Below are 21,546 nucleotides of genomic sequence, written 5' to 3' on the forward strand. Positions count from 1 at the left end.
GGAACGCGGGCCTCGGTGCCTGCTGACTGTGGGCTCCGCCGGCAGCCGCAGTTCCCGTGGGTCCCCGACCGATCCGGCGCGGTTGTGGCACGGGGAACTTGTGATCCGTGGCCGAGTTACTCAAGCGGAGGTGAGTACATGGACTCTGGCCGGTTGCGGGGTGATCCGACACGCTTGAGCCATGCCGCAACGACCTCTGAAACTCGTTCCCCAGCTGGTGTCGATCCTCGTGCTGGCTGTGATGACGCTAGCCGTGTGGGCTGCCTGGCTGGGCTGGGACCAGCACCGTGACGTCCAGCCTGATGGTTCCGAGACCGGCCCCTACGAGGCGTGGCAGGTGATCGGGCTGGTGCTGACGCTGCTGGCGCCGGTGTACTGGGCGGCGTCCCGGCGCTACTACGCAGGCGCCGCGTTCGGCGTCCCGGTCGGCCTGACCGTCGCCGCCGGTTACGACTGGTCGGACGACTCCAGCGGACTGTTCCTGGTCGGCGTGGTGATGATCATGATGGGGTCCCTCGCCGTGACCTGCGCCGGAACCGCCGTGATCGCCGCCGTCAAAGAGAGGTCCGACTCAACTCGAAAGTGAACTCAAAAACCGTCATGGCAGTGATGCCACCGGGCGTTCAGATCCCACACCCACCGCAGTTGTACGGCCCCTGACCAGGTGAACCGGTCGGGGGCCGTTCCCGTGTGCGCTGTCCCTCGGCCGCCGTACTTCCCCGTCAGCTCCCGTCCGTCCCGAGGAGCAAGCCGAGCTGCGCTGCAAGCACGTCGACCTGGACGACCTCACCATCCTCGTCAGGCAGGCTGCTCCGGAGCCGACTACGGACCGGCGGGCGGATCAGTGCAGTCCGGCGAAGAGATCGCTCTCGGGTACGGCCGCTCCGGTGGCGTCCTTGACGCGTACGAAGGTCTCCATGCCCATCAACTCGCCGAACCTCTCCTTGCCCATCTTGAGGAAGAAGATGTTCTCGCCCTGACTGGCGTGCGCGGCCAGCGCATCGAACTTCTGACCGCTGAATGCGGTGGTGTCCACCCAGGTGGTGATCTCGTCGTCGGGGAGGCCGATCTCGGCCATCGCGGCGGCCTCGGCAGGATCCGGCTCCGGCATGTCCTCATGGAACTCGCGCATGGTCTCCCCGAACCGCTGCATCATCGAGCGGGGCATCGTCGTCCAGTACACCTTCGGTGTCAGCGCGGTCATCTCCAGCGCCGCCATCGTGATGCGGTGCGCCTGGATGTGGTCGGGGTGGCCGTAGAAGCCGTTCTCGTCGTAGGTGACGACCACATCGGGCCGGTAGTGCCGCATGAGTTCCGCCAGCCGGGCGGCGCCTTCCTCCACGGGGGTCTGCCAGAAGGAACCCGGAGCGTCGTTGCTCGGCCAGCCCGCCATCCCGGAATCGGCGTAGTCCAGCATCTCCAGATCGCTGACCTTCAGCACGTCACAGCTCGCCTCGAGTTCTTGACGGCGCATCAAGGCGACGGCCGCCGGATCGTGCCCGGGATCGCCGGGCTTGGCGCCCCCCGGTCCGTCACCGCAACCGCCGTCGGTACACGTGACGAGAACGGTGCGGATGCCTTCCGCCGCATACCGTGCGAGGACCCCTCCGGTTCCGGTGGCCTCGTCGTCGGGGTGGGCGTGTACCGCCATGAGCGTCAAGGGCCGGTCAGTCATGAGAAACAGTCCTCCTGCAGAACTACGTCTTGGTCCGCGTGCGCGGCGGGCGTACTGCGATCCCGGGTCCGGGACCCGGTGGGGCGCGCGACCGTGTGGTCTCCGTGTTCCCCGCCAGTACGCGCCGGTCCCTGGGATGCAACCGCGTCGGCCGGTCCTGCTGTTCCCAGCGCGGCCGATTGGCCTTCCAGACGTAGCAGACAGGAACGTCCACGACGGACTGGCGCTGCAGGGGCCGACAGCCTCGCCCTCGTGGGGGAGCGGGGTGCGGCCCTCCGATGCCGAGGCCGTACAACAGAATCGAGCACTTCACCCCCTGCCTACGAGGAGGGAAAGCCGAATGCCGTACACGACGAGGCCTGACGGGGTCCGAATCGCCTATCAGGTCCGGGGCGAGGGGGCCCCGCTTGTCCTGCTGGCAGGACAGGCGAACAACCACCATTGGTGGGACGGGGTACGTGAGGACTTCCACGCGGCCCGCAGCACCCTCACCCTCGATTACCGCGGTACGGGGGAGAGCGACAAACCCGACGAGCCGTACAGCACCGAGCTCTTCGCTCAGGATGTGATCGCGGTGCTCGACGACATCGGTGCCGACCGGGCCGACGTCTACGGCACGTCCATGGGCGGACGCGTGGCCCAGCAGCTCGCGGCCCGCCATCCGCACCGGGTGCGCGCCCTGGTTCTCGGCTGCACGTCACCCGGTGGACTGCACGGCGTCGAACGCGACAACGACGTGCGCAGGTCGCTGGTACAGCGACAACCGGGCGCGGCGCGGCAGGCACTTCTTGAGCTGATGTACACCCCGACATGGCTGGCGACCCACACGGGCCCCTACCGGACACTCGGCGACCCGGACATGCCGGCCCACGCCCAGCGCCGCCACCTGGCGGCCAGCAACCAGCACGACGCCTGGCAGCTTCTGCCCGGCGTCAGCGCACCCACTCTGGTCGTGCACGGCGGCGACGACATGCTCAATCCCGCGGCCAACGCCCCTCTGCTCGCGAACCGCATCCCCGGCGCCCACCTGCACATGATTCCCGGAGCGCGCCATGCCTATTTCGAGGAGTTCCGTACCGTCGCAAGCCCCCTCGTCCTGGACTTCCTCACGGCGGTGCCGCAGCGGTGAGGAGGGGCCGGACGGTCTGCGCGGAACGGCCGGCCGGCGACGGTCCGGCCTCGCCGTGTGCGGGCCCCGCCCTACGCGGGACGTTGTCACGATGTGCGACCAGGCCGAGTAGGCCGCCGTGACGGCATCCGCATTCCGGTCGGGGACAACAAGGAAGCCCCCGGCCGCCGGCCTGGGGCTTTTGCATGGAGCGGGTGACGAGAATCGAACTCGCGCTCTGAGCTTGTGAATCACCGATCTCTTTCAGACATGCTCGGGTCTCTGGCCGGCGCAAACGAGCGCCAGAGTGATCCCTGAGGCACCTCGCAGCACCCGTCGTTGACCGCTGCTGACCGCCTTGTCTGGCACGTGAGTGGCACGCGCGTCCCGGACTGACCTGACCTCCTGATCCGTAGCTCCGGCGGGATCGGCCAGCGGGGGCATACCGGCCGCTGAGCGGGCTCGGAGGGACGCTACCGTGCGGGAGGGTTACTAAGGTTGCGGTACCTGGCTGCTGTACCGCACGATCCAAACGGGGTGCCCATGGACCGGCATGAGCTGGAATCGCTGTTGGCCGGTGATGACGAGGCGTCCGTGACAGCTCTGGCCGCCCTCCGCAGCGGCGCCCCCTACTCGGTGGAAGAGCGAGTACAACCCACTGGTGCGCATGCCGGAGTCTTCAGTCGCCGACTTCAGCGTATGCGGATGCGCGGATTCGAACCTCCTGGGCTGGAACGAGCAGTGCAGCTCATCAGAGAGCACGGCCGGCCCGTGCGCACAGCGCTGATCGATCCTGAAAATCGGACACGGTTCACCCTGCTGTTCCTCACCGAGGACGGCAGCGCACTCGTGGCCTGCGTTAGCTGGCCGCGGCCGCTGGTTGCCAGGAAGCCACCGCTTTAGGGGTTCGATCCCCGGGCGCCTGTCAGGCCCCTGTGCACGCGGGGTGGGATGTCAGCCAGATTGGAGATCTGGAGGGCACGCCTGCCCAGCTCAGCATGGTGACGGCACGATCAGGCCGACTCTGGGAGCACTGGATGACTCCTCCGCCAAGGCTCGGTCTCACGGGTGATCCAATCGACGAACTCGTCGGCAAGGGCGCTGAGTGAACCCATGTCGCCCCGGCGCGTGAAGTGGCAGTCCAGATGATCCCCCGGGTTGTGCGGGTTCAGGGTCCCGCACCGGAGGCCCGTGCGGTCGAACTGGCCGCCCAAGCAGTAGTCGACGATGTTGCGTACCGGGTCGACGAGATCAACCCACACGAGCAGGCCGTCGCGCCAAAGCACGTCGACGGGGAAGTCGACACAGAAGTCATCCGGCTCCGGCGCCGCCCTCGGCCAGGTCGTACGGGCTCGGCGCGAAGCCGCTGACGACCAGGCATCTGGCCGGATATGGCACGGGGCTCTTGAACTGGTCCAGACAACAAAGAAGCCCCCGGCCGCCTGCCTGGGGCTTTTCATGGAGCGGGTGACGAGAATCGAACTCGCGCTCTGAGCTTGGAATCACAGGCAACGTTATGCCAGCTCACCAGCTCACCAGCTGACCAGCAGCGATGCCCGTTGGACTAATCGGGGAGACTGTTGCGGTCGCCGCTGTTGACCGCAGTTCGCTGTGTCGACTGGTGCGCATCTGGCGCGAGATGGCGCCCTCGTGGCCACTTCATGAGCCCCTTGGTGACTGCTGTTTACCGCCCCTGCTGGCACGTTGTGGCACGGCTGTGCATGCCGTAGAGCGCGACGTCGGAGGTGTCGGTCCGGTTCGTCAGACGATGGCGGGGACGGCCTCGGCGCGGTTGGTGGCCCAGTTGGTGACGATGGGCTTGTCGACGGTGGCGGTGTCGGGGAGCTTGAGTTCGGCGGGGTCGGGATCGTCGTTGGTGGTGGCGATGATGACGTTCTCGAATTCCTTGCCGCCATCGCTGTTGGTGGTCTTGGGACTGATCCCGGTGTATGCGACGGCGGAGCCGGTGAGCTTGATGGGGTCTGCGCCGCCCTGTCCGACAGGGGAGGCGAGGCCGTCGGCGCCGGAGCCGAAGGACACGCTGGGGGTGTTGACGTCCAGGTAGCAGGTGATGCCGGACTTGGCCTTGGCGGTGACGAGGTAATAGCCGCCGGCCTGGGTCTCCGAGGTGAGCGTGAAGTCCAGGTCGTTGGTGCCGCAGGACTGCCCGTAGCCACTCTTGTCGCCGTCGCCGGAGCCGGCGGCCTTGTCATTGGAGTCGCTGGGGGTGGAGGTGGAGCCGCTGGAACCGGAGCCGCTGGCGGAGGGGCTGTCGCTTTCGCCGCCGGCGGCGGAGGGAGCCGAGGAGCTGCTGGTGTCCGCGACGTCGTCGGGGCTACAGGCGGTGGAGGTGGCGGCGAGGGCCGTCACGGCTGCAGCGGCGAGGGCGAGACGGGCGGAACGGGTGGCGAGGAGCGAACGCATCATGATCTCCAGCGGCTTGGTTGCGGTGCTTCCTGCTTGCACCGATGACACTAGGGCCGAGTCGACTTGAAATGATCCTGCGCATGTCCGGGTTCTGTCTCAGCAACATCCGTTCCGAAGAACGGGGTCGGGTTGCGCCGCCCCCGCTCAAGGGGCACGTTGTTTCGGGCGCGGGGATGCGGGCGGAGCCTGAGCCGTCGCCGTCAACCGGTGAGGCGCGCGTTTGGCAAGCCGTAGAGTCCGCTGGCCGCGACGACGCGACCGTCCTCCAGCAGGCAATCGAAGCCCAGCGGGAAGCAGGACGGTTCGTGCCCGCCGAGCCCGATCGTGTACACGATGACGGCTGCGGCAGCACTCGGACCTGGAGCGGCCGTGTGAGGTGGCGGTCGGCCTCGACCGCCTCGTACGGGCTCGGCGCGAAAAGTCGGATGACCAGGCATCTGGCACGGGACGCTCGAACCGGTCCAGACAACAAAGAAGCCCCTGGCCACTGGCCTGGGGCTTTTGCATGGAGCGGGTGACGAGAATCGAACTCGCGCTCTGAGCTTGGGAATCACGAGTGGCTTCGCTCTGTAATGCCTGTTGAACTGCAGAAACAGCCGGGATCGGGATGGGAAGACGCGTACCGCCGTGGCCGTGGTTGGCCGTTGATCCCTGGCCTGCCTGGTGCGCATCTGGTGCGGCCGCCACTGTTCACGGTGGTTCGGATGATCGGCGTTTGGCAAGGCCAGGTCCAGGAGGTCGGGACAGGGCAACCCTCGCCGTCGTACTGACAGTCGTCTCGGCTGTCCCAGGGCAGCAACATTAGACCAAAGCCGCTCGGCCGGCCTTCAGCGTGAGAATCTGCAGAGTTCGAGTTCCGGCACCAGAGATTGCCGCCGTGTGCTAAAAGGAAACATGGACATACCTGAGCTTGAGCAGGCGTTGCTCAACCACCTCATAGATGAGCTGAACGACGAGGGCAGGCGAGCGGCAAGCTTTCTACGGTCTACTCGGGCTCTGATTTCCCTGGAGGATAACTCTCTTCCCGAGCACGGATCTCTCATTGCCTATGCGCTTAGAGAAGCAATGAAAGCCATTCCGTCCTCTCGAAGTGAGGCTGGTAGTGGTGGCGAGTGGAAAGTTCTGTCGCGTGAAGTTGTCGAAGCCAAAAATCTTTTGCTGGCAGCTGCCGAGTTGACTGACGAGGACAGGGAGAGTTCTCGTCAGCAACTTCTGAGTAAAATTGACACCCTGGACACATTCCACAAGCAGGAAGCCGTGCACCAGCGACGATTGATCGCTGTGATCGTCGATCGCACTGGGACGCAACCCCTTTCTGCTGGCGATATAGCTCCAATTTCGACCTACCAAAAACTCCTGAGTCGCCTCGACAGGGGGCTGCACAGTGGCCTGACAATAACGGCGGCAAGGGAAATTTGGCGCGACTGTGTGGCAATCCTTCGTCAGCTTTTTACACCCCCCGAAATTCGCTTGGCGGAACTCGATGAATTGGCGGAGCTGGAGAATCCAAAGGTTGAGGACTTGGAGACCCTCAAGCAGATCGTGATGAGCCCGCACCATCTTCGGCGATTTATGGGACAGCTCGAATCCCCAGCATGGCTCCACCTCCTGGTGGAGACAGAGCTGCTGGATCCCCCCACTGGCCGTCATGGCTGGCCCGTTTTCGCTGCGGTCGACAAGCTCAAGGTGAGTCACCCAGCACAACTTGCCGAGATCCTTGAAAAACTAGCAAGAAAATTCATTCACAATGAGGCAGCTGCGTGGTATCCCGCACGTGCAGCACTGGATATTGCCGAGCATGGCCATGCAATCCTGAAATTTAGTCTCAAGAAGTACCCACGCTCACCAGCCATCTCCAGTTTTGCCATTAGTGCAGTGGAAACGGGTGCGGCGTCGGATGAATTCGTCGAAAGCGTGGCCAATATTGTCTTGAACCACTCGAACTGGTCGCACACGGCGTCCTACGTAAAAAAATTCATGGAAGCCTATGTCTCAGGGGTGAACGAAGAGAACGGGCTGAAAAGACTAAAGATCCTGGCGTATAGAATTTCGGACACCCCGAAAGAAGAGCTCGATTCGGTGATCTTCCTGATGCGGAATACATCTTTGGGGGAATATTTGGAGGATGGGCACGGCAGAGGGATCCTCACGGACCTTTTGGGTGGCCTAGTTAGTTGCCTTAAGGAGTTGATTGATTTTATCGATTACAACGAGCTGATCTCGAACACAAGCCCCCTTCCGGCTATCTTGCAAGAGAGATCCAGGTCATGGATCCTGTCCAACTCGCGAGATGTCGACCCCGAAGTAATTATGCAAGAGTTGACCTTGGCTATCGCGACGCGAGAACCCCTTGCAGACGATGAAGTGCTGATTCATCGAGTAGTTTCCGAGATTTCGGATGATTCTTATGTGTGCGCATGGAAGCTCTCTATGGGTGTCCCGCCCGATATTCAAGAGCTCGGAACTTCCCTTGCTGGGAACGGCCTTAGGAAAGAATGGGTTCGGGCGTACCATTGGAGTGCGTTTCTGCCCAACCAAGTGAGCGAATCCTGGTCGACGACGATAGCGATAATTGCCGGTGCATACGGGCCGCCGACAAGAAAGTTCGAACCAATTCGATCCGTTGTCGGATTCGGTAGAAGCCCAATAAGTAACGAAGATCTCTCCGCTATGTCACCGCAACGTGCCGCACAGTGGATCGCCGTCTGGTCTCCCGTGGATGCGGACTTCCTCGTGAGTGCGCGTGAGCTTGGCAGGGCTCTAGAGTCGGTCGTCTCATCCAACGCGGGAGAGTGGTCAAAAGATCCGGTAATAATCGCCAGTCAGCTTCGGCATCCTACTTACATTGCGCATTATCTGCAGGGGCTCACTAGCGGAATTTCCGATATTGACGGCGAATCTGTCGGCGGCATAGTTGACCTGATCGAACTAACGCGCACTCATCCGTGGCCAGTAACTACCTTGGGAGACGATGACTTCGACTACGACCCCACATGGCGACCGACGGAGTACGCAGGGATATCGCTGGTTAAAGCGCTCGCGCAAGCAGGCCTGGGCTTCGCCAGCAGGGAGGACTACGTATGGTCGGTTCTAAGAGGGGAAGTCGAGGACACGACAGAACCTTCTGGAATTATCTCGAACCAAGAAGACTATCTAGAAACGGCGATCAATAGGCCTTTCACGCGAGCATTGGAGGCAATTTTCTCCGTCATATCAATGGAACGCGAGAAGGGCATTGTTCGCGACGATGGTTTGCGCATCATCGAAACGCTACTAGCGCTTCCCGATCGCGAAGGAGCGGAAGCGCGGGCCATCATTGCACCGAGGGCTAGATTCATCTCCTACGTGGCACCTGAATGGCTGGAGGCAATTGAGCCGTGGCTGTTCGGAAGCGAAGCTCCATCAACTCTGGGACAGACGTCTATCGATCTTGCTCTGCAGTGGGGGCAGCCTTATCCGTGGATTCTCGAAAAGTATCGAGTCCTCGTAAGAGATTCCGTTCGGCGAGGAGCGAAGAACTCCTTGGTTCACTACATGGTTGCCATGCTTTGGAAAGTGCAAGGATACTCGCCCACAGAGACGCTGAACTTCCTGGCGGAAGATGAGTCCATGATTTCCGAGGCGGGGAAAACTCTAGGATTGATTCTGAGGGATCAGAATGATGTGGCTGATCATGTAACGGTAGCCGTGGATTTCTGGAGACTGGCGATAGATAAGTATCCGCGCGATCTTTTTGGGTTCGGCTGGATGGCGGAAGTGTCAGCAATCTCAGATAGTGACTGGAACCCTGTCATGCTGATTACGCTGCAAGCTAGTCGGGGGAAAGTCGACTTGCCGCAGTCTGTGGCCGAGAGGGCATCCATGCAGGCTCAAAGCGCGGAGACATTGGCAATACTTGACGCACTCGTTAGAGGGCTCGAAGAGGAGTGGGACCGCAGAGAAGTGGCGAACTATGCCAGGTCCTCCCTGCTTTCGGCGGAGTCCCTGACGGAGTCGCCTGAGTATCGCCGGCTCCGAAATACTCTGCTGGAGAGGGGCCTGATCGACTAGACGTGCTGGCCCCACGCTAGATAGCGCAGGGAACGACGGACCACTCAATGGGAACATTCGGAAGCGCGGAAAAAGCTATCGCCGCAGGTCAGCACACTCATTTCTCTGAAGCGTCGCAGACCCCCAAACTGATGAAGTCGGTCTGTATCCGCGTGCACCCAGGGCACGCCTGTCTGTGCCGTGCTTCAGACTCGCTACCAACACGGTCTAACGAAGGAGCCTCGGTGGGTATATGGGTGACCGCTACATTTGCGTTGGTTGGCGTGATCATTGGTGCAATGGTGAGCCCATGGGCGGCGCGCCGGCAGGCTTGGGTTGCGGCTCGGCGTGACGCGTTGGACCGTGCCATTGTGGCCACTCGAAAGGCCAACCTGCGGCGTAACTACCTGCGGGGCGTTGCAAGAGACCAGTTGCTACCAGTGGACGTGGGAACGGAACCACATGAGCGCTGGCCAGAGCTGACCGATGAGCACCTGGCTCAGGCGCATGCAGCACGCGCACAGGTGCCTCTTGATGGCTTCACAGAGTTCAGAGCTGCCGTTGTCGAGATGCGCGATGCTCTGGCCGTTGTGGAGCCCTACATTGATCTTCAGTGGGACTGGGAAAGGGAGTGGCTTCCTCAGCCGGCAACCTTCTCGTCATTGCTTGGCCAACTGAAGCAAGCACGAGACCGTAGTGCCTGGTGGCGTCGCATCCGATCGTGAGCGTGCACCCGCCTCGCCCATTTGTGTCCTAATCAGGCAGCCCCGCTGCCCACCACATTCCCCGGCTCCCATCCCGTCCGCCTTCGGCCCACACACCGTGGAGCGGGCGTGGTTCAGGGCGTCAAGGTGGAGCGCGCCACTGTACGAACGACCTTGACGCCCTGGGCCGCGACTGCTCGGCTCTGCCTGGGTCGAAGGTGGTCGAGATGGGAGCCAACAACGCTCACCACGAATCCGCCGGCACTCGCGAACGGCGCCCCTCCCATCCCGGAGTCTGAGCGCCCCCGCCGGAGGCATGCTCTAACCCGCAGATGATTTCCTGCTTCAGCCCGCAGCACGAGCGCGCCGCCGGGCGCGGCCAGCCGGGGCGCAGACAGGAGGCAGGCCGCGCCGCAGAGGCGGCGCGCGCCCGCGCCGTGCGCGGGTCTTGATGAAGTAGAGAAACTCTTACCGCGGGGCGTCTTGCACGGTGTAGTCGCGCTTGGCGCGGAACTCGTCCAAGTGACTGAGGTGAACGAGTTCAGGAAGGCACACGCCCGTCATGCCGACCCGGTGCGGTGCTGACGGAATCGGCGTACGTTGCGCGGATGGAAATACGCAAGATCAAGTCGAAGCCAGCGCTGCTGGTAGCCGTGGGCCTGGTGGGCGCCGGTGTGGGATTCGGGATTGGCCACACGCTACCGACGGATACTGCGACCCCCCAGGTGTTCCAGGGCACGGTCTCAGCAGTCGGGATCAACGGAGACAAGTTCGGGGTCGCCCTCGACGGTCGCCAGCCGGGAAAAAGCTTCGGACTTGGCGCCGTGCCGTGGAAGGACCCCAACGGCACCTGGCACGAAAGTAGCCCGATCGCCTGTCTCAAGCCCCTGTCCCAGGGACAGCACATCGTGTTCGGCGTCGTCCACGTGAATGATCCCGGCTTCAGTACCGACCTCGTCGCCTGGGTCGACTGCTCGAGCGTGACCGGCTGACCCACGGGAGTTCGGTCTTCCCGGTTATGCCGACTCGCCCAGGAGGTGTCGGCCGTCGTGGCTCCTGACGTGAGGACCCGCTCCGTCCAATGCGTCGAGCAGGCGGACCGCGTAGACCTCGGCCATCCGCTCGCGGACCGCTTCGGGCGTGAGCCAGTCAACTGCCGTCGACTCTGCGGATGTTCGCTCAATCCCACCTGACGGCTTGCACCGGAACACCAGGGCGACGATGCCGCGCGTTGTGTTCTTGTAGACCCCGGTGAGCTCGTCCACCTCGACCCGAATGCCGGTCTCTTCCCAGGTCTCGCGGCTGACGCCTTGCTCCGCTCCTCCAGCTCCAGGACTCCGTCAATCGTCGGAGAAGGCAGCGTTGATCTACCAGCACTCGGACCTTGAGCGACAGCAGGAAGTTGCGAATGGTCTGGACGACCTCGTGCGGTCCGCTCGTAAGAAGGCTGATCGGGGGCCTTCTGGTGCGGATCTGGTGCGAGGTCCTTGAACTGGTCCAGACAACAAAGAAGCCCCCGGCCGCCGGCCTGGGGCTTTTGCATGGAGCGGGTGACGAGAATCGAACTCGCGCTCTGAGCTTGGGAAGCTCATGTTCTACCATTAAACTACACCCGCGAAGCGCGCCGATGACCGGCAGTGCATCGCCGCACACTCTACCTCATCGCAGGCCCCCGGCGTGTTCGCCGCGGGGTCCCTCCGGCGTTTCGGCGACGGGACGCGGGTGTGGGTGGCGGGAGTTGGGGGCGTAGCGTGGGTGGGCGGAGTGCCGCCTGGAGTGGCGTCCTGTTCATCCCCTAATGTGGCGGTCTCGTCCAAGGCTTGGTTGGGGAAGGGACTTGATGGAGTCGATGGAGCGCACCGTCGTCCGCTGTGCCGAAGGGCACGTTTTTGCTACCTCGTCGTTCCCGATGCAGCAGCTCGGGTCCGACCGGATCGGTCCCGGGCGGCTCATCCGCTGCCCGCGCTGTGCCCGGTTGAGGCAGGCCGTTCCCGTGGTGCTCGGGGAGCGGTAGCGGCGGCGGGGAGTCGTGGTGCAGGCGCGCGGGGCGGTCCGGTTGGGGCGGGCCCGCGCGTTCTGCGTATCCTCGGTGCGTGCTTCTCTCAGATAAGGACCTCCGGGCCGAGATCGATGCCGGGCGGGTTCGCATTGATCCGTTCGACGCTTCGATGGTGCAGCCCTCGAGCATCGATGTGCGGCTGGACCGCTACTTCCGGGTGTTCGAGAACCACCGCTATCCGCATATCGATCCAGCGGTCGAGCAGGTGGACCTGACGCGTACGGTCGAGCCGGAGGGTGACGAGGCGTTCATCCTTCACCCGGGCGAATTCGTCCTGGCGTCGACGTACGAGGTCATCTCGCTCCCCGACGATCTCGCGTCGCGGCTGGAGGGAAAGAGCTCCCTGGGGCGCCTCGGGCTGGTGACGCATTCGACGGCCGGCTTCATCGACCCCGGGTTTTCGGGACACGTGACCCTGGAGCTGTCGAATCTGGCGACGCTGCCGATAAAGCTCTGGCCGGGGATGAAGATCGGGCAGCTGTGCATGTTCCGGCTGACCTCGCCGTCCGAGTTCCCCTACGGTTCCGAGCGGTACGGGTCGCGCTACCAGGGGCAGCGGGGGCCGACGGCCTCGCGGTCGTACATGAATTTCCATCGGACCCAGGTGTGATGCGGCATGGCTGATGAGGCGCGGGAGAATCTGACGTACGAGGCTTTCGGGCTCGCCGTGCGTGAGCTGGCGCAGGCGGTGGCCGACGACGGGTACGAGCCGGATGTCGTGCTGAGCATCGCGCGCGGCGGGGTCTTTGTCGCGGGTGGTCTGGCGTACGCGCTGGACTGCAAGAACATCCACCTGGTGAACGTGGAGTTCTACACCGGGGTCGGGACGACCCTGGACATGCCCGTCATGCTGGCGCCCGTGCCGAACGCCATTGATTTCACGCGGAAGAAAGTCCTCATCGCCGACGATGTCGCGGACACGGGCAAGACGCTGAAGCTGGTGCGCGACTTCTGTATCGACCATGTGGCCGAAGTGCGCAGCGCGGTCATCTACGAGAAGCCGCAGTCGCTCGTGAAATGCGAGTACGTGTGGAAGAAGACCGATCAGTGGATCAACTTCCCGTGGAGTGTCGAGAAGCCCGTCGTGCGCCGCACGGGGCAGGTCCTCGACTCGTAGACCCGCGGGCGGACGTGGGAAGGGCCCCGGTGCTGAGCACCGGGGCCCTTCCGCGTGGTGTCCGGGTCAGATCGTGCCGAGCTTGATGATCGACAGCAGGGCGATCAGCTGGATCGCGGAGGCTCCCAGCGCCTTCGGCCACGGCAGGTCGTGCGACTTGCTCACCATGGAGGTGAACAGCGCTCCGGCGGCCAGCCAGGTCAGCCAGCCGACGATCTGCACCAGGGAGTTCTCGCCGCCCAGGAACAGGGCGAAGACGAGGCGGGGGGCGTCCGTGATCGACATGATCAGCATGGACAGGCCCACGGTCGGCTGCCAGGAGCCCGTGCCGCCGAGCTGGCGGGCCAGGGTGTGGGTGACCGCGCCGAGGACCAGGCCGCCGAGGACGAAGCCGATGCCCGTGATCACGACGTACGGGACGGCCGTGGAGACCTCCGCGTGGATCGCCTCGTCGCGGGCCTGGTCGAAGCCGAAGAGCGCGAGCAGGCCGTACACGAACGTGACGACGATCGCGGGGCCCCAGACCGGGTAGTCGCGCATCTGCCAGAACGTCGGGCCCGGCCGCATCACGACACCGCTCAGCAGCTGCTTCCAGTGCAGGCGCGGGCCTGAGGGCTGGGCGGGGGCCTGGCCGGCGTGGTAGGTGTTCCCGTCGCCGTACGGGTCCTCGTTGATGCTGAAGGCCTGCGTGTGGCCCGGGGCGTTGGCGTACGGGTCCTGCTGGGGTGGCTGGTGGTACGGGTCGCCGAAGTACTCGGGTTCGCCGTGTCCGCCACCCTGCACGTGTCCGCCCCCCTGCCCGTGTCCGTTGCCGCCGTGCCCGCCGTTGTACGGGGCGCCCTGAGGGCCGCCGTACGGTGCGCCGTTGCCGCCTGCCGGAGGCCACGACTGCCGGCCGTACGGCTGCGGTGGTGCCTGCGTGCCGTACGGCTGTTGCTGCTGCGGGTGTTGTTGCGGTGTGCGGTTGTCCCGGCCGCGTCCGATCCTGAATCCAGCCACCTATCGAACGTACCTGGTCCGTACGGGCGTGGTGCGGTGCCCAGGGGAACACGGGTGCCATTGCGGCCTACCTGTGACATCCCCTAGGGGAACCCTGGGGGGCCTGCCGCAGGGGCTCAGCGCAGGAAGAGGGCCGTGGAGAAGCTGATCCCGGGGCGGCCGGGAGCGGTGGCCGGGTACAGGGCGATCAGGTCCGTCTCCTCGCCCCGGTGCGTACGGACCACGGTGTCCCGCTTCTTGTCGCCGTCGAAGTCCGCGTAGCCGAGCAGTGCCGTCTCCGCGGGCGCGGCCGAACCGGAGCCGCGGACCGGCGCTGCCGGGATGCCGTGCGGCGGGGCCTCGAAGCGATACGTGCCGCCGGGGCGGGTCGGGCCGTTCGGGGTGCCGAGCAGCAGGGTGCCCCTGGCCGCCTCGCCGGGTGCGTGGGGCTTGGCGGCGTGGACGAGGTCGTCGTAGCCGTCGCCGTTCGTGTCGGCCTTCGGCACGGGGGCGAAGAGGTACGGTCCGCCGCCGGGGAGGGACTCGGCGCGGCGCGGCGCACCGGCGCGGGTGAAGGGGCCGCGGAGGTTGCTGACCCGGCCCTCGCCCGCCGTCACGACGAGGTCGGTGTGCTCGTCCCCGTCGAAGTCGCCGCACACGGGGTGGTCGGGCCACTCGTTGCCGTATCTGGCCGTGTCCGGGATGCGGAGGGTGACGGCACGGCCGGTCAGGCCTCCGGGCGAGCCGAAGAGGACCTGCAGCGGCACGGGAGGGCGGCCGATGCCGTCGTACGGGGGATCGGTGGCCACGATCAGGTCGGTGAAGCCGTCCTCGTCGAGGTCGCACGCCGTCTGGGCGTCGAACGCCGCGGGCAGGGTGTCGCCGAACTTCGCCGCGTGGGTGCGGGCGCTCAGCAGCTGGCGGGTGCCGGGTTCGAGGGGGCGGCCGGCGGAGCCGTAGACGACGCCGATGCCGGCGTCGTCGCCGTGGCTGTCCTCGGGTGCCTTCACCAGGTCGTCGATGACGAGGTCCCGGTGGCCGTCCCCGTTGAAGTCGTCGGCGGTACGGCTGCCGCTGCCGCGCGGGACGGGCAGCCGCGGGGTGTCCGCCCGGCCGGCGAGGGCTTCGGGCGGGGTGTCGCCGTTCTTGCCCGTCGGGGCGGCGGACGCCGAGGAGGGTGCGTGCGCCGCGGAGGGGCCCGAGCAGGCCGTCAGCAGGAGCAGGCCGAAGCAGGCCGCCGCGAGCGGTGCTGCCGTCGCGGCCTTCGCCGTTGCGATCCGTATCCGCACGGGGGCACCTCATCCGTCTCGTACGTCTCTGTGGGTTCTGTGCGACCCACATGATGCATGAAACGGCGGAAGCGGCCGGTCCTGCCCCCGAGGCAGGTCCGGCCGCTTCCGCCGCGCGACAGCGTGTGTTACTTCACCGGCTCGGGTTCCGGCTGGTCCACCGGCTCCGTGTCGCCCGCCGGGTCCGCAGGCGTCTTCACCGACTCCAGGAGGAGCTGCGAGACGTCGACCACCTGGATCGACTCCTTCGCCTGGCCGTCGTTCTTCTTGCCGTTGACCGAGTCGGTCAGCATGACGAGGCAGAACGGGCAGGCCGTGGAGACGATGTCCGGGTTGAGGGAGAGGGCTTCGTCGACGCGCTCGTTGTTGATGCGCTTGCCGATCCGCTCCTCCATCCACATCCGGGCACCACCGGCGCCGCAGCAGAAGCCGCGCTCCTTGTGGCGGTGCATCTCCTCGTTCCGCAGACCCGGGACCTTCGCGATGATCTCGCGCGGGGGCGTGTAGATCTTGTTGTGACGGCCCAGGTAGCAGGGGTCGTGGTACGTGATCAGGCCCTCGACCGGCGTGACCGGGATCAACTTGCCCTCGTCCACCAGGTGCTGGAGCAGCTGTGTGTGGTGGATGACCTCGTACTCGCCGCCGAGCTGCGGGTACTCGTTCGCGATGGTGTTGAAGCAGTGCGGGCAGGTCGCGACGATCTTCTTCGTCGCCTTGGCCTTCTTCGTCGAGTCGTCCTCGTCGTCCTCGCCGAACGCCATGTTCAGCATCGCGACGTTCTCCTGGCCGAGCTGCTGGAACAGCGGCTCGTTGCCGAGGCGGCGGGCCGAGTCACCGGTGCACTTCTCGTCGCCGCCCATGATCGCGAACTTGACGCCCGCGATGTGGAGGAGCTCCGCGAAGGCCTTCGTGGTCTTCTTGGCCCGGTCCTCGAGGGCTCCGGCGCAGCCGACCCAGTAGAGGTAGTCGACCTCGGTGAGGTCCTCGACGTCCTTGCCGACGATCGGGACCTCGAAGTCGACCTCCTTGGTCCACTCGACGCGCTGCTTCTTGGCAAGCCCCCAGGGGTTGCCCTTCTTCTCCAGGTTCTTGAGCATCGTGCCCGCCTCGGACGGGAACGCGGACTCGATCATCACCTGGTAGCGGCGCATGTCGACGATGTGGTCGATGTGCTCGATGTCGACCGGGCACTGCTCCACGCACGCACCGCAGGTGGTGCAGGACCAGAGCACGTCCGGGTCGATGACGCCGTTCTCCTCGGCGGTGCCGATGAGGGGGCGCTCGGCCTCCGCGAGGGCGGCAGCGGGAACGTCCTTGAGCTGCTCCTCGGTGGCCTTCTCGTTGCCCTCCATGTCCTTGCCGCCGCCGGCCAGCAGGTACGGGGCCTTGGCGTGCGAGTGGTCGCGCAGGGACATGATCAGGAGCTTCGGGGAGAGTGGCTTGCCCGTGTTCCAGGCGGGGCACTGCGACTGGCAGCGACCGCACTCGGTGCACGTGGAGAAGTCGAGGATGCCCTTCCAGGAGAACTGCTCGACCTGGGAGACACCGAAGACGTCGTCCTCGCCCGGGTCCTCGAAGTCGATCTCCTTGCCGCCCGAGGTCATCGGCAGGAGCGCGCCGAGCGCGACCGCGCCGTCGGCGTTCCGCTTGAACCAGATGTTCGGGAAGCCGAGGAAGCGGTGCCAGGCGACACCCATGTTGGTGTTGAGCGAGACCGTGATCATCCAGGTGAAGGACGTGACGATCTTGAGCGCCGCGACGGCGTAGGTGATGTATTGGAGCGTGCCGAGGCTCAGCCCGTCGAAGGCGGCGACCAGCGGGTACGAGGCGAAGAAGCCGGGCTCCCAGCTGGTCACGTGGTGCTGGGCACCCTCCAGGCCGCGCAGCGTCATGATGCAGAGGCCGACGATGAGGATGACGGCCTCGACGAAGTACGCCTGGCCGGTCTTCGAGCCCGTGAAGCGGGACTTGCGGCCCGCGTTGCCCGGCCTGCTCAGCTGCCGGATCACGATCAGGGTCACGATGCCGAGGACCGTCATCAGACCGAGGAACTCGGTGAAGATCTCGTACGGCAGCCAGTCGCCGATGAACGGGATCAGCCAGTCGGCCTGGAAGAGCTGGCCGAAGGCGTTGACGATCGTGAGCAGCAGCGAGAAGAACCCCACCGCCACGAACCAGTGCGCGAAGCCGACGATGCCCCAGCGGTTCATGCGGGTGTGGCCGAGGAACTCCTTGACCAGCGTGATGGTGCGCTGTGTGGGATCACCCGTGCGGGTGCCCGCGGGCACGGGCTGACCGAGTCGCACATAGCGGTAGATCTGCGCGATGGCGCGGCCGAAGAGTGCGACGGCCACCACCGTGATGACCAGCGACACGATGATCGCGGCGAGTTGCATTTTGGGGGCTCCTCGGGCCTGCGAGGGTAGGATACTAAGCGGTAACTTAATGATTCTGTGCTGACACTATCCACTTATTCCGCAGTGCTGTAGCGGGGCAGGCGGTGATTTGTGTCGCTCAGGTGAGCCTTCCTCCGCCGGGCGGGCCCGTGGAGTGCCGTGCGCAGCTGGATGCGTGCGGATTGAGCCAGGATCGCCAGGTCGAGTCCTGTCCCATGATGCTCGGCGTAGTGCGCGTCCAGGAGGGCGGGTTCGTCCCAGGGCATTCCGGAACGTGCGCGCACCTGCGCCAGGCCGGTCAGGCCCGGCCGCAGCTCCTGCCGCCAGGTACGGCCCCCCGGTCCTCCGGCCGCCGGATCGCCGGGTGCGAGGGGCGCCGGGCCGACCAGGGAGAGCTCCCCGCGTACGACGTGCGGCAGCCGGGACAGCAGGTCGAGGCGGAGTCTGCGGGTGCGCAGGGAGCGCAGCTCGAAGGGCCGGCCGCCGAGGCCGGTCCGGATGTCGCGCCTCAGTACGCCTCCGGGGCGGCGGCCCGGCCGGAGCGCGAGGGTGAGTGCGCCGAGGGCGAGGGCCGGGGAGACGAGGGCCAGCAGGACCGAGCCGAGCACCAGATCCAGGCTCCGCTTGGCGGTCATGGCCGCCAGTCGCGCCGCCGTGAACCGGGCCGCGCGGGCCGCCGCCCGGGCCGCCGCGGCTGCGGCAGGGTGCGTCGTCCTTCTTCGTACCGCAGTCTGCTTCGCGTTCTGCATCGCACCTGCCCGGAATCCGTGACGTGCCGTTATGACCGTCTCGCTGCATTTTGTGACAGAACGATCCCACGATGCGATGGTGGGGCGGAGGTGCTTGGCGTGACGAGAGTGCCGGGTGTCGCGCTCGGCGGCAGGGTCGCGTTCTTGTGTGCATCAGATAAAAAGACCAGGTGGTGATGGGTCTGAGCACCTTAGTTGAGTCCAGGTGACTCAGGTCCTTTGACTCGGGGGCGGGTGTCATGCATCCTTGAGTCAGATCCACTCAAGTAGTCAGTTGGAGGAATCGAAATGGCACGTGCGGTCGGCATCGACCTGGGCACGACTAACTCCGTCGTGAGCGTTCTCGAAGGCGGCGAGCCCACCGTCATCACCAACGCCGAAGGCGCCAGGACCACGCCGTCCGTCGTCGCCTTCGCGAAGAACGGCGAGGTGCTCGTCGGCGAGGTCGCCAAGCGCCAGGCAGTCACGAACGTCGACAGGACGATCCGTTCGGTCAAGCGCCACATGGGCACTGACTGGAAGATCGAGCTCGACGGCAAGAACTTCAACCCGCAGCAGATGAGCGCCTTCATCCTGCAGAAGCTGAAGCGCGACGCCGAGGCGTACCTGGGCGAGAAGGTCACCGACGCGGTGATCACCGTCCCGGCGTACTTCAACGACTCCGAGCGCCAGGCGACGAAGGAGGCCGGCGAGATCGCGGGCCTGAACGTCCTGCGCATCGTCAACGAGCCGACGGCCGCCGCGCTGGCGTACGGGCTCGACAAGGACGACCAGACGATCCTCGTCTTCGACCTCGGTGGCGGCACCTTCGACGTGTCGCTCCTGGAGATCGGTGACGGCGTCGTCGAGGTGAAGGCCACCAACGGTGACAACCACCTCGGTGGTGACGACTGGGACCAGCGTGTCGTCGACTACCTGGTGAAGCAGTTCGCCAACGGGCACGGTGTGGACCTGTCCAAGGACAAGATGGCTCTCCAGCGTCTCCGCGAGGCCGCGGAGAAGGCGAAGATCGAGCTCTCGTCCTCGACCGAGACCACGATCAACCTGCCCTACATCACCGCTTCGGCCGAAGGCCCGCTGCACCTGGACGAGAAGCTCACGCGCTCGCAGTTCCAGCAGCTCACCGCGGACCTCCTGGACCGCTGCAAGAACCCGTTCCACAACGTCATCAAGGACGCGGGCATCCAGCTCTCCGAGATCGACCACGTCGTTCTCGTCGGTGGATCGACCCGTATGCCGGCCGTCGCCGAGCTCGTCAAGGAGCTCACGGGCGGTCAGGACGCCAACAAGGGTGTGAACCCGGACGAGGTCGTCGCCATCGGCGCCTCGCTCCAGGCCGGTGTCCTCAAGGGTGAGGTCAAGGACGTCCTGCTCCTCGACGTGACCCCGCTGTCCCTCGGTATCGAGACCAAGGGAGGGATCATGACCAAGCTCATCGAGCGCAACACCACGATCCCGACCAAGCGTTCCGAGATCTTCACGACGGCCGAGGACAACCAGCCGTCCGTGCAGATCCAGGTCTACCAGGGCGAGCGCGAGATCGCGGCGTACAACAAGAAGCTCGGAATGTTCGAGCTGACCGGTCTGCCGCCGGCCCCGCGTGGCGTCCCGCAGATCGAGGTCGCGTTCGACATCGACGCGAACGGCATCATGCACGTCGCTGCCAAGGACCTCGGCACCGGCAAGGAGCAGAAGATGACCGTCACCGGTGGCTCCTCGCTGCCGAAGGACGAGGTCAACCGGATGCGCGAAGAGGCCGAGCAGTACGCGGACGAGGACCACCGTCGTCGCGAGGCCGCGGAGTCGCGCAACCAGGGCGAGCAGCTCGTCTACCAGACGGAGAAGTTCCTCAAGGACAACGAGGACAAGGTCCCCGGTGACGTGAAGACGGAGGTGGAGACCGCGCTCACCGAGCTGAAGGAGAAGCTCAAGGGCGAGGACACCGCCGAGATCCGTACCGCCACCGAGAAGGTCGCGGCCGTCTCCCAGAAGCTGGGCCAGGCGATGTACGCCAACGCCCAGGCCGAAGGTGCGACGCCCGGCGCCGACACCCCGGGTGACGACGGCGCCAAGGCCGACGACGATGTCGTCGACGCCGAGATCGTGGACGACGAGAAGGACAACAAGGGCGGTGCGGCGTGACCGAGGAGACTCCGGGCTTCGACGAGAAGCCCGACGTCCCCTCCGGCGCCAACTCCGACGACGTCGAGCCGAAGGCCGCCACCCCCTCCTCCGAGGAGGCGGCGGCCCCGGCCGGGGACGTACAGCAGACAGCGGCCCTCACGGCGCAGCTGGACCAGGTCCGTACGGCGCTCAGTGAGCGCACGGCCGACCTCCAGCGGCTCCAGGCCGAGTACCAGAACTACCGCCGGCGGGTCGAGCGGGACAGGGTGCAGGTCAAGGAGGTCGCAGTCGCGGGCCTTCTGTCCGAGCTCCTGCCCGTGCTGGACGACGTCGGCCGCGCGCGGGAGCACGGCGAGCTGGTCGGCGGCTTCAAGTCGGTGGCCGAATCGCTGGAGACGGTCGTCGCGAAGCTGGGCCTGCACCAGTTCGGCAAGGAGGGCGAGCCCTTCGACCCGACGATCCACGAGGCCCTGATGCACTCGTACGCGCCGGACGTCACCGAGACGACCTGCGTGGCGATCCTGCAGCCGGGGTACCGCATCGGGGAGCGCACCATCCGCCCCGCGCGGGTGGCCGTGGCCGAGCCGCAGCCGGGCGCCACGCCCGCGGCGGCGAAGGAAGAGAAGGCAGACGACGAGGAGAGCGGTGGCACCGAAGAGGTCTGACGTCCAGTCCGACCACTGCGGTGAACACCGACGGGGCGTGGGGGCGGCCCCCGGGGCGGGCCCCCCGCCCCGCCCCCGCCCCCGCCCGCGTCACGGCGGCGGCCGCCGCCGGCCGCCGATCGCCGGGTGACCCCGGCGACGCCCCCGGCGGTGGTCTGCTGCCCGTCCTCGCGGCCCGGGACGTCGCGGTCACGGACGCGGCGGAGCGGATGTTCCCGCGGACCAC

At 65.7% G+C, this 21,546-nt stretch carries 15 protein-coding genes, 1 tRNA gene and 3 pseudogenes; 11 read left to right on the top strand and 8 right to left on the bottom strand.

Going from position 1 to position 21,546, the window contains the following annotated elements; translation table 11 throughout:
• Nucleotides 1-181: 181 nt before the first annotated feature.
• Nucleotides 182-586: a hypothetical protein gene (locus ACFQ6X_RS03750; RefSeq protein WP_383175337.1), complete on the top strand. Its 405-nt coding sequence runs from the start codon at nucleotides 182-184 to the stop codon at nucleotides 584-586.
• 255 nt (nucleotides 587-841) lie between these two features.
• Here the strand turns inward: ACFQ6X_RS03750 and ACFQ6X_RS03755 are convergent, their stop codons facing one another.
• Nucleotides 842-1,675 (bottom strand): PIG-L family deacetylase, encoded by an 834-nt coding sequence (locus ACFQ6X_RS03755; protein ID WP_383175340.1) that lies wholly within the window; start codon nucleotides 1,673-1,675, stop codon nucleotides 842-844.
• Between the two features lie 340 nt (nucleotides 1,676-2,015).
• Between ACFQ6X_RS03755 and ACFQ6X_RS03760 the strand changes: the two genes are divergently transcribed.
• Entirely contained in the window at nucleotides 2,016-2,804 is a 789-nt protein-coding gene (locus ACFQ6X_RS03760; RefSeq protein ID WP_383175343.1) for an alpha/beta fold hydrolase, read from the top strand.
• Nucleotides 2,805-4,544: 1,740 nt separating this feature from the next.
• Here the strand turns inward: ACFQ6X_RS03760 and ACFQ6X_RS03765 are convergent.
• Nucleotides 4,545-5,207, bottom strand: coding sequence for a hypothetical protein (locus ACFQ6X_RS03765; protein WP_383175406.1), 663 nt, complete (start codon nucleotides 5,205-5,207; stop codon nucleotides 4,545-4,547).
• An 897-nt stretch (nucleotides 5,208-6,104) separates the two neighbouring features.
• Between ACFQ6X_RS03765 and ACFQ6X_RS03770 the strand changes: the two genes are divergently transcribed.
• The 3 genes from ACFQ6X_RS03770 (at nucleotide 6,105) to ACFQ6X_RS03780 (ending at nucleotide 10,935) form a co-directional block, all read left to right on the top strand.
• Nucleotides 6,105-9,260, top strand: a complete 3,156-nt coding sequence (locus ACFQ6X_RS03770) for a hypothetical protein (RefSeq protein WP_383175346.1) — start codon at nucleotides 6,105-6,107, stop codon at nucleotides 9,258-9,260.
• A gap of 224 nt (nucleotides 9,261-9,484) precedes the next feature.
• Nucleotides 9,485-9,964 carry a hypothetical protein gene (locus tag ACFQ6X_RS03775; protein ID WP_383175349.1) on the top strand — a complete coding sequence of 160 codons (480 nt, stop codon included), beginning with the start codon at nucleotides 9,485-9,487 and terminating at the stop codon, nucleotides 9,962-9,964.
• A 587-nt stretch (nucleotides 9,965-10,551) separates the two neighbouring features.
• Nucleotides 10,552-10,935, top strand: a complete 384-nt coding sequence (locus ACFQ6X_RS03780; protein ID WP_383175352.1) for a hypothetical protein — start codon at nucleotides 10,552-10,554, stop codon at nucleotides 10,933-10,935.
• A gap of 24 nt (nucleotides 10,936-10,959) precedes the next feature.
• Here ACFQ6X_RS03780 and ACFQ6X_RS03785 read toward each other — a convergent pair.
• Nucleotides 10,960-11,262 (bottom strand): annotated as a pseudogene (locus ACFQ6X_RS03785) (NUDIX hydrolase); the annotation flags it as partial.
• A gap of 22 nt (nucleotides 11,263-11,284) precedes the next feature.
• On the opposite strand from ACFQ6X_RS03785, the pseudogene ACFQ6X_RS03790 reads away from it, so the two are divergent.
• A pseudogene (locus tag ACFQ6X_RS03790) lies at nucleotides 11,285-11,434 on the top strand (site-specific integrase); the annotation flags it as partial.
• Between the two features lie 51 nt (nucleotides 11,435-11,485).
• On the opposite strand, the gene ACFQ6X_RS03795 reads toward ACFQ6X_RS03790, so the two are convergent.
• Nucleotides 11,486-11,559, bottom strand: a tRNA-Gly gene (locus ACFQ6X_RS03795).
• Between the two features lie 477 nt (nucleotides 11,560-12,036).
• Here ACFQ6X_RS03795 and dcd point away from each other — a divergent pair.
• A complete protein-coding gene (gene dcd, locus ACFQ6X_RS03800) occupies nucleotides 12,037-12,612 on the top strand; it encodes a dCTP deaminase (protein ID WP_329209486.1) in 576 nt (191 codons plus the stop codon).
• Nucleotides 12,613-12,618: 6 nt separating this feature from the next.
• The gene (locus ACFQ6X_RS03805) at nucleotides 12,619-13,119 is read left to right on the top strand and encodes a phosphoribosyltransferase (RefSeq protein WP_383175355.1); all 501 of its coding nucleotides are present in this window, start codon (nucleotides 12,619-12,621) and stop codon (nucleotides 13,117-13,119) included.
• Between the two features lie 66 nt (nucleotides 13,120-13,185).
• On the opposite strand, the gene ACFQ6X_RS03810 is transcribed toward ACFQ6X_RS03805, so the two are convergent.
• From ACFQ6X_RS03810 to ACFQ6X_RS03825, 4 genes are all read right to left on the bottom strand, one after another.
• Nucleotides 13,186-14,118, bottom strand: a complete 933-nt coding sequence (locus ACFQ6X_RS03810) for a Yip1 family protein (RefSeq protein WP_383175358.1) — start codon at nucleotides 14,116-14,118, stop codon at nucleotides 13,186-13,188.
• 116 nt (nucleotides 14,119-14,234) lie between these two features.
• A complete protein-coding gene (locus tag ACFQ6X_RS03815) occupies nucleotides 14,235-15,386 on the bottom strand; it encodes an FG-GAP repeat domain-containing protein (RefSeq protein ID WP_383175361.1) in 1,152 nt (383 codons plus the stop codon).
• 128 nt (nucleotides 15,387-15,514) lie between these two features.
• Nucleotides 15,515-17,782, bottom strand: a complete 2,268-nt coding sequence (locus tag ACFQ6X_RS03820) for a (Fe-S)-binding protein (protein WP_383175364.1) — start codon at nucleotides 17,780-17,782, stop codon at nucleotides 15,515-15,517.
• Nucleotides 17,783-17,856: 74 nt separating this feature from the next.
• Nucleotides 17,857-18,531 (bottom strand): sugar transferase, encoded by a 675-nt coding sequence (locus tag ACFQ6X_RS03825; protein WP_383175367.1) that lies wholly within the window; start codon nucleotides 18,529-18,531, stop codon nucleotides 17,857-17,859.
• 288 nt (nucleotides 18,532-18,819) lie between these two features.
• On the opposite strand from ACFQ6X_RS03825, the gene dnaK reads away from it, so the two are divergent.
• The 3 genes and pseudogenes from dnaK to ACFQ6X_RS03840 form a co-directional block, all read left to right on the top strand.
• Complete coding sequence (gene dnaK, locus ACFQ6X_RS03830) at nucleotides 18,820-20,673, top strand: molecular chaperone DnaK (protein ID WP_383175370.1); 1,854 nt, start codon at nucleotides 18,820-18,822, stop codon at nucleotides 20,671-20,673.
• Entirely contained in the window at nucleotides 20,670-21,320 is a 651-nt protein-coding gene (gene grpE, locus ACFQ6X_RS03835) for a nucleotide exchange factor GrpE (protein ID WP_351181812.1), read from the top strand. The genes dnaK and grpE overlap by 4 nt, the downstream gene beginning before the upstream one ends.
• 20 nt (nucleotides 21,321-21,340) lie before the next feature.
• A pseudogene (locus ACFQ6X_RS03840) lies at nucleotides 21,341-21,546 on the top strand (hypothetical protein); the annotation flags it as partial.

The sequence above is a fragment of the Streptomyces sp. NPDC056452 genome, from assembly GCF_042796085.1.
GTDB lineage: Bacteria > Actinomycetota > Actinomycetes > Streptomycetales > Streptomycetaceae > Streptomyces.